Below are 12,247 nucleotides of genomic sequence, written 5' to 3' on the forward strand. Positions count from 1 at the left end.
CGCTTCGACAACGCTAGGTGGGCCGACTTCATCGAGTCAAGTTTGTCCACCTCTCAGCGGATTCTCAGCGCACCTCGGTGACACTGGGTGGATGCGAGTGCTGATGGTCGAGGACGAGCTGCGGTTGGCCGACACGGTCCACCGCGGTCTGACCGACGCCGGCTTCGTCGTGGAGATGGTGCACGACGGCGAGAACGCGGTGTGGGCAGCGACCGAACACAGCTACGACGTGATCGTGCTGGACATCATGCTGCCCAAGCTCAACGGCTACCGGGTGCTGGAGATGCTCCGGGCGCGCGGGATCTGGACGCCGGTGCTGATGCTGACCGCGAAGGACGGCGAGTACGACCAGACCGACGCGTTCGATCTCGGCGCGGACGACTACCTGACCAAGCCGTTCAGCTTCCTGGTCCTGATCGCGCGGTTGCGGGCCCTGATCCGGCGCGGCGGACCGGAGCGGCCGGTGGTCCTGACCGCCGGCGACCTCTCCCTCGACGTGGCCCGGCGGCGGGTGGAGCGGGACGGGCGGGAGATCACCCTCACGCCCCGCGAGTACGGCCTGCTCGAGTTCCTGATGCGGCACCGCGGCGACACCGTCAGCAAGACCGAGATCCTGGCATCGGTCTGGGACCCGGCGTTCGACGGTGACCCGAACGTGGTCGAGGTCTACGTGCGGTACCTGCGGAAGAAGATCGACACCCCGTTCGCCCGGCACGCGATCGAGACCATCCGAGGCATGGGATACCGGCTCAACCCCGAGGGCGGCTAGCGGCACCTGCGAAGATTGCTGGGTGAGCACGGTCGTGCGGCGACGGGTCGACGGGTGGTACCGGACCGCGGGTGGATGGCGGCAGGCGAGCGTGCGGAGTCGCTCGACGGCCGCGGCCGTGATCGTGGTCGCCGTCGCGCTGATGCTCGGCGCCGCGGCGTTGCTCCTGCTTCTGCAGCATGCCCTGATCACCGAGGTCTCCGATGCGGCTGAAGGCCGGGTCGGAGACGTCGCCGGCCAGGTGAGCTCAGAGGGTACGGCGGGTCTCACCCGCGATCTGGTCGAGACCACCCGCGCGACCCAGCTCGTCCAGGTCCTGGATCCGGCCGGACGCGTCATCGCCGCTTCGTCGAGCCGGGTCGGTAACACGCCGTTGACCGATCTCCGTCCGCCGGCCGGGGCGCTGATGCGGGCCGAGGTCGGCGAGATGCCGTTGATCGACGACGACCACAACTACCTGATCGTCGCGCAAGGAGCGTCGTACGGCGGCCAGACGTACACGGTCGTGGTCGCGTCGTCGGTGGAGACGCAACGGCAGACGGTCGCGACGGTCGCGAGGTACCTGGTGATCGGGTTCCCGGCGTTGCTGATCGTGGTCGGCGTGGCCGGGTGGCTGATGGTCGGACAGGCGCTGCGCCCGGTGGAGCGGATCCGCTCCCGGGTGCAGGGCATCGGCACGCGGGACCTGACCGAGCGGGTCCCGGTGCCGGAGACGCGGGACGAGATCGCGCGCCTCGCCGTCACGATGAACGAGATGCTCGACCGGCTCGAGACCGGACAGGCGACGCAGCGGGCGTTCGTGGCGGACGCCAGCCACGAACTGCGGTCGCCGCTGGCCACGCTGACCGCGGCGCTGGAGGTCATCGAGGCAGACACCACCGGGCGGGCGTGGCACGAACTGCGTGCGGTGATGGGGACCGAGACCGACCGGATGCGGAAGCTCGTCGAGGACCTGCTGCTGCTCGCCAAGGCCGACGACACCGGGATCCGGATGCAGCAGACGGACGTGGACCTCGACGATCTGGTCGCGGCCGAGATCCAGCGGTTGCGAAGCTCGATGCCCGAACTGAAGGTGACCGGTGATGTCCACCCGGTCCGCGTGGTCGGCGACCCGGCGCGGTTGAGTCAGGTACTGCGGAACCTCGTCGACAACGCTGCCCGCGCCGCGCACACCAGCATCCACCTGGCCACGGCCGAGAAGGACGGGTCGGCGATCGTCACGGTCGAGGACGACGGCGACGGGATCCCCGAGGCGGATCGCCTGCGAGTGTTCGAACGGTTCGTCCGGCTCGACATCAGCCGCTCCCGCGCGAGCGGCGGATCCGGTCTGGGGCTGTCCATCGCCCGCGAGATCACCCGCGCCCACAACGGCACGATCACGCTGACCTCGTCGAGCACCGGCGGCACGACGGCCACTGTCACGCTACCGAACATCGGGTAGGGGGTGGTGCGGAACGCCCCTTCGGGACGAAGCTGATGGTGAAGGAGGTGGGTGTGGTGAAAGCGGCAGCAGGGGACCAAGTTGTGGTCGAGACCACACATCTGATGGCACACCGGCGCGAGGGGAAGATCGTCGAGGTGCACGATCCGGACGGCGCACCGCCGTACCTCGTGCACTGGACCGACACCGACACCGAGTCGCTCTTCTTCCCGGGGCCGGACGCGCACATAGTCCATAGCAACCACGGGACCTAGAACAATCCGGAGAACAATCCGGAGAACAATCCGGAGAACAATCCGGTTGCCGGCCGGGCGGGCCGTCCAGCAGGATCGCCGGCATGACCCAGTCAGTTGCCCGCCCAGTCGTCCTCGTCACCGGCGTCGGCCGTACCGTCGGCATCGGCGCCGGTATCGCCCGTCAGCTGGCCGCCTCGGGCTGGGATATCGCGTTCACCTACTGGACGGCGTACGACGACCGCATGCAGTGGGGTGTGCAGTCCGGGGCGACGGACGAGATCGTCAAGGAGCTGAGCGATCTCGGCGCGACCGTCGTGCCGATCGAGGCCGATCTCGTCGACCCGTCGGCGCCGGAGCGGATCTTCACTGCCGCCGAGGAGCAGTTGAGCAAGGTCACCGCACTGGTGATGTGCCACTGCGAGTCCGTCGACTCGAGCATCCTCGACACGACCGTCGAGAGCTTCGACCGGCACTTCGCGGTCAACGCCCGCGCGACCTGGCTGCTGATCCGCGAGTTCGCCCAGCGCTTCACCGGCTCCCATGGCACCGGCCGCATCGTCGCATTGACCAGCGACCACACCGTCCACAATCTCCCGTACGGCGCCAGCAAGGGCGCGCTCGACCGCATCACGCTCGCGGCGGCGCACGAGCTGTCCGAGCTCGGCGTGACCGCGAACGTCGTCAACCCCGGCCCGATCGACACCGGCTGGATGACCGACGAGATCCGTGACGCCTGTCTCCAGCAAACCCCACTCGGCCGCCTGGGCACGCCTCAGGACACCGCTCACCTGGTCGATTTCCTCTGCTCCCCGCAAGGCCAGTGGGTCAATGGCCAACTGCTGAAGAGCAACGGCGGCTCGGCCTAGTCCCAGCTGAGCGGGAGGCAGGCCAGGCGGGCGCCCGCCGAGCTGTGGATGACGATGGAGCGGTTGCCGGGTTTCGGGGCGAAGGGTACGACGGTTGACGCCGCACCTGCGCCGCTCGGGCCGACCGTGAAGTCGAGCCAGATCTCGCGCTCGCGGTCCATTCGCACCGGCTTGCGGCCCTCGATCACGTCGGTGTTGTAATGCGGTCCGGCGGCCGCGCCATCGCCTGCCACACAAGGGCCCGTGTGCAGGTGCGCGCCGAAACTGCCGGTCGCAGGCTCGACGCCGGTGACCTGGAGCCGGACGGTGGTCCGTGCGCCGTGGGACACCATCACGACGACGGCGCGGGCACCATGGAACGGGCCGTCCGGCTCGAGCTCTCGCAGCGGTCCGTTGCTTGACGCAACGTTCGACTCCGGTGCCACCGGGATGGCGATCTCGCCACGCGGTACGCCGGGCGGCCGGTTCTGCGCCGCTGCCATCGGTCCGGCGATCACGCCGACCACTCCCAGCACCGCGACCGCGGCAAGGACGCCGCGCACTCTTCCCGTCATGTCTCCCTTTCCCGGAACGACTGCTCCGGGCGGGGAGCGAACTGTCAGGAGGCTATCAAGCGCTTGCGGTCCGGATCGTCGCGGCCGCGGCCCGTAGGTTCGCGAGCGTCGTCCGTACAGCCCGCCGCGCCGTGCGTTCGGGTCGGTGCAGGGCGTCGATGTGCCGCCGTACGTGCACGCCCCGCATCGGCACGAGCACGATCCCGGGATGCGACCGGGCCGTCCACCGCGGGATCAGCGCCAGACCGGCGCCCGCGGCAACCAGTTCCGCGACCACGGTGAACTCGTTGACGCGGTGGACCAACTCGAGCCGCCGGTTCGCCGCCGCCCCGATCGCCTCGATCGTTGCCATCAACGGAAACCCGTCGTGCACGGTGATCCACGGCTCGCCCGCCACCTCGCGCGGTGCCAGCGAGACCTTCGACGCCAACCGATGACCAACAGGTACGGCGACATCCAACGGCTCGTGCAGCAACGGCGTGACCGCAACCGTCCGCGGCCAGGGAGCTGCATGATCCATCCGATGCGCGAGCACCACGTCGTACTCCCGGGTCAACGGAGGAAACTCGTCCTGCGCGACATCCTCGTCGTGCAGGCTGACTCGCGGCCCGTCCCCCGCCTGCAACAGTGACGGGAAGAAGGCAGCGGCCGCACTGTGGAACGCGGACACCGACACGACCGCATCCGGCTGCTCGGCGAAATCGTCCACGACTTGGCGGGCGCGCGCCAACGCCGACTCCACGTCCGCCGCCGCCCCGGCCAACGCACGTCCGGCCGCGGTGAGCACCACCCGACGGCCGTCGCGCTCGGTCAACGCGACGGGGATCGAGCGCTGCAACAGCCTGAGCTGCTGCGAGATCGCGGACGGGGTCACCAGCATCGCCTCGGCCGCGGCCGTCACACTCCCCAGCTCGCCGACTTCCCGGAGCACTCGGAGCTGTCGTTCGTCCATCCCAATACTGTAGGCGTTCTACAGAGTCGCTTAAGAAAGTGGTACTTGGCTTCAACGTCGTCAGCGGTCACCGTTGGAGCCGTGCCCGCAAACCGCCGTACCGATCTCCTGCTGCTGCTGGTTGCCATCGTCTGGGGTTCGAGCTACCTCGCCGCCAAGACCGCGACCGCATCCACGCCGGTGCTGACCGTGCTCTTCGTCCGGTACGCCATCTCCGCGGTCGCATTGCTGCTCTTCGTACGACGCATCAGCCGCAAGGAACTCCGAATCGGCGGCGTCCTCGGCCTCACGCAGGCCGCCGTACTGATCCTCGAAACGTACGGCGTCACACACACCAGCGCCGCCAACGCCGGGCTGATCATCAGCCTCACGCTGGTCCTGACCCCGCTGCTCGATCGTCGACGGCTCCCGGGCCGGTTCTACCTCGCGGCAGCGATCTGCGTCGGGGCCGTCGGCCTGCTGATGTCGAGCCACGGACTCCACGTCCCCGGCGTCGGCGACCTGCTCATGCTCGCGGCCGCCGTCGTCAGAGCCGGCCATGTCGCAATGGTCGGACACCTTGCCACCGGCCTGAGGCCGTTGCAGCTGACCACAGTCCAGACCCTCGTCGGCACCGCGCTCTTCGCGATACCCGCCGTATCTCACCTGTCCGCGATCCCCGCCGTGGGCTGGCTCCAGATGGCCTATTTGGCCTTGTTCTGCAGCGTTTTCGCGTTCCTCGTGCAGACGTGGGCAGTCCAACGAACGTCTGCGAGCCGGGCAAGTCTTCTCCTCGGCACCGAGCCGATCTGGGCCGTTGCCATCGGCATCGGACTCGGCTCCGAGCAGCTGACGCTCACCGCCGCGCTCGGGGCCGTACTCCTCCTGGCCGGCACCACCTGGGGCCAGGCCATCGAACGCAAGGCACGGCTAGGAGCGGGTCCACTTCTGGTCGTCGGATCCGTTGCAGGGGGCAACAATGACGGCGGCGCCGTTGCCCGTTCCGGAGGCCGTGAGGCAGCCGGCTGCTGAGGTAACGGTCTGGTCGGCGTTGAGTTGCCAGGTCTGGTCGGCGGCGCCGGTGCAGTTCTCGATAGTGGCCGCGGAGGCGCCGGCGGTCAGGCACTTGTCGGCGTACACAGTCAGCTGACCGCTGGCGGTCTGGTTCCACGACTGATTGCCGCCGTTGTTGCAGTCCCACAGGTCGAGCGCTGTCCCTGGACTGGTCGAGAAGCCCGGTACGTCGACACACCGGCCGCTCGCCACACCCCGCAGCGGCTCACCCGGCGGGGCCGGCGGCAGGGTGTTCGTCGGCTCGTTCTTCAGCAGACCCCAGCCCCACCACAGCTGGTCACGGCCACTCTGGCTGTTGACCTGGAGATCGCTCGGACCGACCTGCGTCGTCATCGAGTACGAGTCGCCGGTGCGCAGGCCCGGCCAGTAGACGATGCCCATCTGCTGCTCGCGGGCGACCTGCGTCAGCGCGCCGAGGTACGCCGTGTAGACGTTGCCCTCGTGGTTGCCGTAGTTCAGGCCGATCGTCATCGGCGAGCCGGCCTCGTCGATGATCGTGCGCCAGCCGTACGAACCGATCCGCGGCCGGAGGTTCGCCAGCCAGGCGGCCTCGGTGGTGTCGGAGGCCCAGAAGCCGTAGAAGTGCAGCGACAGCAGCGTGCCCTTCAGTTCGGGTGCCGCGCCGACCCCGGTCACGTTGTCGTTGTAGCCGGTGCCCGAGATCACGATCCGCCCCCGCGGTACGTCGTGGTGCCGGGCGATCCACGCCGACGTCAACGACACCCACTCGGTCAGCGAATACCCGAACGGCTCGTTCATCGGCTCGAAGTAGACCCGCGGATTCTGCCCGTACGCCTGCACGACGGTGTCCCACATCGCGGCGTACTTCGCGGCGTCGTCGACCCGGCCGTCCTTGGCGTTGTCGGCCTCCCAGTAGCTGAGGATGACCTTGTACCCTGCTCCGACCGACGCGTCGATCGCGGCGCGGTACGAGTTCCACCACGGGGTGCCCACGCTCGACGGGTTGATCGGCAGGCGGATCGTGTTCGCCTTGAGCTCCTTGCGGAACTCGCCGACGATCCCGGTCGACTTGCGGTACGTCGTCCGGTAGTCGTCCGCCGTACTCAGGCCGGACGGGACCACCTCGTCGTGGGCGTAGTTGTCGCGCGGATCGGCCCAGTTCACGCCGCGGAAGTCGTCGGTCCGCGGCGGACCGGCCGCGGCCGGCAGAGCCAGCCCGGACGCCAGCCCGGAGGCCAGCGTGACGAGGGACAGCAGGACGATGGCGATACTGCGAGCGGTTGACCTCACCCGGTGATGTTTACGTGAACATGGTCATCCGTCAAGGGTTCAGCGCCTCAAGGAGGCAGCGCATCAAGGGGTGAGCACGAGTTCCAGGCGCAGCCAGGTGGCCAGATCGCGGATCTCGCGGTGGACGGCCGCGGTCAGCGTCTTCGAGAACGGCTCATCCTCGTGGATCGCGGCGACCCGGAAGACCCCGGCCTTGCGGTCGGACATCGCGTCGAGCTTCCCGACCAGCCGGTCGTTGTGCAGGATCGGCAGCGCGAAGTACCCCCATCTGCGTTTCGCGACCGGTTTGTACATCTCCAACTGGTAGTCGAAGTCGAAGATCTCGGCGAGCCGCTTCCGGTCGTACACCAGTCGGTCCAGCGGCGAGAGGATCGCCGTACGCCCGCTGAACGGCTGGTCGAGCAGCTCCGGATCGATCCGCCACTCGCCGCGGACGCCGTCGACGACGGCCCGCTCCCCCACCTCGCCGGCGTCGAGCGGCTCGCCCGGGCAGGCCGGACCCTTGGCCCGCAGGATCCCCATCGAACGCAGCCGCTGCTCGTCGCGGATCCGGGCCGCCTTCTCCAGCGGCACGACCGGGTCGTCGGGATACACCCGGGACGCCAGGTCCCACAGGCGGTCCCGTCCGTCCCGGCCCGCGATCGCCACCTCACCGCGCTGCATCATGAACTCGAGCAGCTGCGACACGTTGCGGTTATTGGTCCAGCCGCTCGACTTCCACGGCCGCACGCAGGTGTCCGGTAGCTCGCGCATCACCAGCGGACCGTCCTGACGCAGCCGCTCGAGGATGTCGAGCCGGCAGCCCTCGTTCGACTTGACCCAGTCGGCGCGGTACTGCTGCCAGTCCAGCGACTCGCCGTCCGACGGCCAGGCCTCCATCTGCGCGCGGAACAGCGCCAGCGTCTCCGGCAACCGCACGAACCCACGCAGCTCGAGCAGCTGCTGCATCGCCAGGGCATCCGCAAGCTCAGCAGCGTCGTACGACGAACCGAGCCGGCTCCACGCGACCAGGTCCGCGTTCGGCGCGACGTACGCCGTCTGGTCGAGCTGGATCACGTTCAGCCCGCGCACGACGTCGAACAGATCGTCCGGCCGCTCACTCGTCAGCAGCTGAGCGCGCACAGCCAGCCGTCGCGCATCTCGCTTCGACACCTGATGAACGGTCACAAAGAGAGACTAAGCGACGGATCGGACAGTATTCTGGGACGAAGGCCGAGCTAGGTGGGGACCTGGGGCTCGGGATCGGGGGTTGATCGTGACGCTACGTGGTTGGGCACTCATGTCCGGGGCGGTGCTGCTGGCAGTCGCCGGTTGTTCGAGCACCGACGGTTCGAACGGTTCGAGCCCGGTGACCGAAACCCCCTCGATCGTCCTTCCGCGAACCACGGGTCCGGTCAAGGCCGCGACCGATTGTGCGCATTCCACCGAGCAGCTCCCCGCGGAGGCCCAGGCGGACGGCGTCGCGCTGGCCGCGAGCACCGATCCGACCCGCACGTCGCTGCTGCTCAAGAACATCGGCGGGCTGACGGTCATCATCATGCCGGACGCGGGCTTCACCAGCCGGCTGATCGCCGCGCCGTCCGGGAATCCGACCGACCTGCCGTCGCGGGCCGCCCTGATCGCCGTCAACAACAGCGGCGGTCTCGCCGGGGTCCTGGACATCCCCGTGTTCATGCCCAAGAGCCAGGTCATCGTCGTACCGCCGCAGTGGGGGGTCTGCGTGCTCAGCGACAGCCTCAAGGAGTTCGCCACGGCACGGTACCTGCAGGACAAGGGGACCACCGCGCAGTACTTCCTGACGAAGGCACTGGCGGACCAGTTGCTCGGCAACAACAGCCTGGCCCGGACACAGCCGACCCTGATCAGGTGCGCGAAGAGCACCGCGGACGTCGTCAAGGGCAAGCCGACGCTGTCGGACATCGAGCAGTACGTCGAGATTCTCGCCCCCGGTTCACCCTGCCGGAACAGCTATCAGGCCCTGCTGCACAGCAGCCCGGACGCCGCCGACGAGCTTGCGACCGCAGTGCTCAGTGAGCTCCAGGCGACGCCCAGGCTGAAGGTCAACAGCGACCTGCTCCTCACCACCGCACGGACCTGACCAGAGCCGACTGCCACCGACTGGCTCCGACTGGGCGCCCACACCGGGAGCTGAACCCAGGGTCGGATCCGGGTCCGGTCAGGGAGAACTCCACTGCCGCCGGCGCCGCCGCGGCCGGAGACTGGAGTCCTACCGTTCGACCCTCGGAGGTCTTCAGCCATGATCGGCTTCATCATCGCCGGACTCGTCATCGGAGCGTTGGCCCGGCTCTTCACGCCCGGCAAGCAGAAGCTCGGCCTGCTCGCCACGTTGCTGCTCGGCCTGGCCGGTTCGGTGATCGGCGGCACGATCGCCGCGATCCTCGGCACCGGCAGCATCTTCGAGCTGAACGTGTTCGGCTTCATCATCGCGGTGATCTCGTCGGTGCTGCTGGTCGGCACAGCCGAGTCGCTGTCGGCCCGCCACAAGAACTCGTCCATCACCCGGTAACCATCAGCCGGCCAAAGTCAGCCGGTCAGAATCAGCCGGTCAGAATCAGCCGGCCAGAATCAGCCGCTAAGAATCAGCCGCCCTCGTTGATCGCCATCGCCGGCCGCGGCTCGCGGCCCGGCGGTTGCGGCGGCCGGGGCAGCAACGGTCGGCGCTTCTCCAGCGTCCGGACGACCGGCTGGTCGGCCCGGACCGTGATCTCCTCGCCGGCGTGCCGGAAGGTGACCTCGGCGTCCGGGCCGTTGTGCACGGTGTACTTCACCGCCACCGGATCGATCTCGACCTTCAACCGGACCCCGCGCCACCGGATCGAGAAGCTCAGCCCGCCCAGCCCGGTCGGCAGCGCGGGGTCGAACGACAGGTGGCCGTCGCGGTCGCGCAAGCCGCCGAAGCCGCAGACCAGCGCACTCCACGCACCACCGAGCGACGCCATGTGCAAACCGTCGCCGGTGTTGTGGTGGAGGTTGCGCATGTCGATCAGCGCGGCCTCGTACGCGTAGTCGTACGCGAGGTCCAGATGCCCTACCTCGGCGGCCATCACAGCCTGGACGCACGCGGACAACGACGAGTCCCGCACCGTCAGCCGCTCGTAGTAGTCGAAGTTCCGCGCCTTCTCCTCGTCGGTGAACGCGTCACCGCACCAGAACGTCGCCAGGATCAGGTCGGCCTGCTTCACCACCTGCGTGCGGTACAGCTGGAAGTACGGCGCGTGCAGGAGCAGCGGGTACTTGTTCTTGTAGGCGTCGAAGTCCCACACGGCGTACCCGGTGAACCCTTCGGACTGCGGGTGTACGCCGAGATCCTTGTCGTACGGCACGTACACGGCAGCGGCCGCGTCGCGCCACGCGGCTTCCTCCTCGGCGTCGATGCCCAGCTCACGGGCCTTCGCGGGCAGCTTGACCGAGACCTCCGCCGCGAACCGCAGGTTGCGCGCCGCCATCAGGTTGGTGAAAACGTTGTCGTCGGCAACGGCGCTGTACTCGTCCGGGCCGGTCACGCCGGGCAGGTGCCAGCGACCGTTGCGGTCGTGGTGTCCCAGCGACATCCAGAGCCGGGCCGTCTCCGCGAGCAACTCCAACCCGACCTCTTCGAGGAAGGCGTCGTCGGCGGTCACGGTGTGGTAGCGCATGACCGCTTCGGCGATGTCGGCGTTGAGGTGGAACGCCGCAGTACCGGCGGGCCAGTAGCCGGAGCACTCCTGGCCGCGGATCGTCCGCCACGGGAAGGCCGCGCCTTTGAAGCCGAGGACCTCGGCCCGCTCCTTGGCCAGCTCGAGGATCGAATGTCGCCATCGCAACGCGTCGGCGGCCGCGTCGGGCATGGTGTAGGTCAGCACCGGCAGCACGAAGCCCTCGGTGTCCCAGAACGTGTGCCCGTCGTAGCCGGCGCCGGTCAGCCCCTTGGACGGGATCGCGCGACGCTCGGCGCGCGCACCAGCCTGCAGCACATGGAAGAGCGCGAAGCGCACCGCCTGCTGCAGCTCCGGGTGTCCTTGCACCTCGACGTCGGCACCGTCCCAGAAGTCGTCGAGGAAGTCGACCTGCTGCTTGGTCAGTCCGTCCCAGCCGGAGAACTGCGCGCTCGCGATGGCTGCTGCGACCTGGTCCCGGATCGCTGTCTCCGAACGCAGGCTGGACCAGCCGTACGCCAGGTACTTCACGACGCGCAGGCTCTCGCGCGGCTGCAGGTGTGCGATCACCGTGGTCCGCGCCCAGTCCTCACGCACGTCCTGGTCCATCGCGTACCGGACCGTGGTGTCCACCTCGTGCGACATCGCAGCTGCCATCAACTGCTGGCTGCGCATGGTCCGGTGGATCAATACGACGCCATGCTCGCCGCCGTCGTGGCTGACCGGCTTCAGCGGGTTGTCGAGCACTGCGGCGACGCGCGGGTCGTCGGACAGCTTCGGCTGCGCTTCGTTGGCGACCAGCTCGGACTGGATCACGAACCGGGCCGACTGGTCGACCGGCTCGACGACGTACTCGATCGCAGCGATCGCGCGCTGGGTCAGCGAGACCAGGCGGCGGCTGCGGACCTTGATCCGCTTGCCGCCCGGCGAGGTCCAGTCGACGTCGCGTTCGAGGATGCCGGTGCGGAAGTCGAGCGACCGCTCGTGCTTGGTCAGGTACCCGTAGCGGATGTCGAACGGCGAGTCGTCGACCATCAGCCGGATCAGCTTGCCGTTGGTCACGTCGACGAGCGTCTGCCCGGACTCCGGGTAGCCGTAGCCGGCTTCGGCGTACGGGAGCGGGCGCTGCTCGTAGAAGGAGTTCAGGTACGTGCCGGGGATCGCGTACGGCTCGCCTTCGTCGAGGTTGCCGCGCAGGCCGATATGGCCGTTCGACTGGGCGAAGAGCGACTCCGACTGCGCCAGCTTGTCGAGCGCGAGACGGGTCTCCCGCAGTCGCCAGGGCTCGATGGGGTGATGGCCTCGGTCGATCATTCGCCCTCCACCTCTCCTGACTCGTCGGCCGACTCGTCGGCTGACACGTCGGCTGACACATCGGCTGACACATCGGCTGACACATCGGCTGACACATCGGCTGACACATCGGCTGACACATCGGCTGACACATCGGCTGACACATCGGCTGACAC

At 68.5% G+C, this 12,247-nt stretch carries 12 protein-coding genes; 7 read left to right on the forward strand and 5 right to left on the reverse strand.

The features are described from left to right. The first annotated feature begins 91 nt into the window (after positions 1-91). The 4 genes from EV653_RS14560 to EV653_RS14575 all read left to right on the forward strand — a co-directional run bounded on the left by EV653_RS14560 (position 92) and on the right by EV653_RS14575 (position 3,312). On the forward strand, positions 92-769 hold the full coding sequence (locus tag EV653_RS14560) for a response regulator transcription factor (protein WP_134102895.1): 678 nt from the start codon (positions 92-94) through the stop codon (positions 767-769). Positions 770-791: 22 nt separating this feature from the next. Beyond that, positions 792-2,210 (forward strand): sensor histidine kinase, encoded by a 1,419-nt coding sequence (locus tag EV653_RS14565; RefSeq protein ID WP_134102898.1) that lies wholly within the window; start codon positions 792-794, stop codon positions 2,208-2,210. 35 nt (positions 2,211-2,245) lie between these two features. Beyond that, positions 2,246-2,464, forward strand: a complete 219-nt coding sequence (locus EV653_RS14570; RefSeq protein WP_238159736.1) for a DUF1918 domain-containing protein — start codon at positions 2,246-2,248, stop codon at positions 2,462-2,464. Positions 2,465-2,547: 83 nt separating this feature from the next. Further along, positions 2,548-3,312, forward strand: a complete 765-nt coding sequence (locus tag EV653_RS14575) for an SDR family oxidoreductase (RefSeq protein ID WP_134102901.1) — start codon at positions 2,548-2,550, stop codon at positions 3,310-3,312. On the opposite strand, the gene EV653_RS14580 is transcribed toward EV653_RS14575, so the two are convergent. Together EV653_RS14580 and EV653_RS14585 are read right to left on the reverse strand one after the other, a co-directional pair. After that, positions 3,309-3,866 (reverse strand): hypothetical protein, encoded by a 558-nt coding sequence (locus EV653_RS14580; protein WP_134102904.1) that lies wholly within the window; start codon positions 3,864-3,866, stop codon positions 3,309-3,311. The genes EV653_RS14575 and EV653_RS14580 overlap by 4 nt on opposite strands. A 55-nt stretch (positions 3,867-3,921) precedes the next feature. Beyond that, complete coding sequence (locus EV653_RS14585) at positions 3,922-4,818, reverse strand: LysR family transcriptional regulator (RefSeq protein ID WP_134102907.1); 897 nt, start codon at positions 4,816-4,818, stop codon at positions 3,922-3,924. An 81-nt stretch (positions 4,819-4,899) separates the two neighbouring features. On the opposite strand from EV653_RS14585, the gene EV653_RS14590 reads away from it, so the two are divergent. Then, complete coding sequence (locus tag EV653_RS14590) at positions 4,900-5,829, forward strand: DMT family transporter (protein ID WP_134102910.1); 930 nt, start codon at positions 4,900-4,902, stop codon at positions 5,827-5,829. Here EV653_RS14590 and EV653_RS14595 read toward each other — a convergent pair. Both EV653_RS14595 and EV653_RS14600 read right to left on the reverse strand, forming a co-directional pair. Beyond that, positions 5,728-7,122, reverse strand: a complete 1,395-nt coding sequence (locus EV653_RS14595; RefSeq protein WP_134102913.1) for a ricin-type beta-trefoil lectin domain protein — start codon at positions 7,120-7,122, stop codon at positions 5,728-5,730. The genes EV653_RS14590 and EV653_RS14595 overlap by 102 nt on opposite strands. A gap of 63 nt (positions 7,123-7,185) precedes the next feature. After that, complete coding sequence (locus EV653_RS14600; RefSeq protein WP_134102916.1) at positions 7,186-8,289, reverse strand: DNA glycosylase AlkZ-like family protein; 1,104 nt, start codon at positions 8,287-8,289, stop codon at positions 7,186-7,188. Positions 8,290-8,401: 112 nt separating this feature from the next. Between EV653_RS14600 and EV653_RS14605 the strand changes: the two genes are divergently transcribed. Further along, the gene (locus EV653_RS14605; RefSeq protein WP_134102919.1) at positions 8,402-9,220 is read left to right on the forward strand and encodes a hypothetical protein; all 819 of its coding nucleotides are present in this window, start codon (positions 8,402-8,404) and stop codon (positions 9,218-9,220) included. A gap of 159 nt (positions 9,221-9,379) precedes the next feature. Then, positions 9,380-9,649 (forward strand): GlsB/YeaQ/YmgE family stress response membrane protein, encoded by a 270-nt coding sequence (locus tag EV653_RS14610; protein ID WP_134102922.1) that lies wholly within the window; start codon positions 9,380-9,382, stop codon positions 9,647-9,649. 73 nt (positions 9,650-9,722) lie between these two features. On the opposite strand, the gene EV653_RS14615 is transcribed toward EV653_RS14610, so the two are convergent. Further along, entirely contained in the window at positions 9,723-12,092 is a 2,370-nt protein-coding gene (locus EV653_RS14615; RefSeq protein WP_166679393.1) for a glycoside hydrolase family 65 protein, read from the reverse strand. Positions 12,093-12,247 lie beyond the last annotated feature (155 nt).

This window comes from Kribbella pratensis (assembly GCF_004365355.1).
Taxonomy (GTDB): domain Bacteria; phylum Actinomycetota; class Actinomycetes; order Propionibacteriales; family Kribbellaceae; genus Kribbella.